The 667-nt window shown below is 61.5% G+C and carries 2 pseudogenes; both read right to left on the bottom strand.

Going from position 1 to position 667, the window contains the following annotated elements:
- Positions 1 to 89, bottom strand: a pseudogene (locus HUK65_RS19160) (IS5/IS1182 family transposase); the annotation flags it as partial.
- Positions 90 to 130: 41 nt separating this feature from the next.
- A pseudogene (locus HUK65_RS18555) lies at positions 131 to 430 on the bottom strand (transposase); the annotation flags it as partial.
- Between the last annotated feature and the right edge of the window lie 237 nt (positions 431 to 667).

The following is a 667-nucleotide window of genomic DNA, read 5'->3' as shown; positions in this document are numbered from 1 at the left end:
AAGATTATGCCGCTGAGAACGCGCCTGTCATCAACGCGAGGTCTGCCATGGCTCTTGGGGAAGAAGGGTTTCAGACGACTCTGTTGCACAAATCAGCTGAAGGTCGAGTTTCCCCTTTCCCTGGACAGAGTCATCCCACAGCTTCCGTGACGGGTATGCCGAGCGCGGTGAAGCCGTTCAGGACGGCAACCCGGACCTGGAACTCGGCGACCTGACGATCAAAGTCCCTCGCGCTCAGGCGTTGGCCCAACAGTTTGACACAGTGCATCTTCGTCTCGACGCGGCTTCGGCGGTGATAGCCGCTCCATCGTCGCCAGATGGTTCGGCCGAAGCGCTTTGACGCACGCAAGGCTTCATTGCGGGCGATTGCGCCTGGGGTGTCTGGCTTCCAAGGCTTGGCGTTCTTACGGGGCGGAATGACGGCGGCAGCTGCGGCGCGACAAACAAGGTGAGAATCCAGCGTCAATCAGGATGAGAACGCGGGGACGGGGCCTTGTAGGGAGGGCGTAGCCCGACCGGAGAGGCCCCGTCCCCGCGTTGCGCCCGGAATGGGCGGGTCTGACGGTCGTGGCCGGCTCGGATAGGGAACGATTTTTCCGTTTCGGGAGATCGTTCATGCCGGGCCGTCATGTCACCGACCAACAGATGAGGCTCTTCATGACGCTCA

Source organism: Rhabdonatronobacter sediminivivens (assembly GCF_013415485.1).
Lineage (GTDB): Bacteria > Pseudomonadota > Alphaproteobacteria > Rhodobacterales > Rhodobacteraceae > Rhabdonatronobacter > Rhabdonatronobacter sediminivivens.
This window is presented reverse-complemented; position numbering and strand designations above follow the sequence as displayed.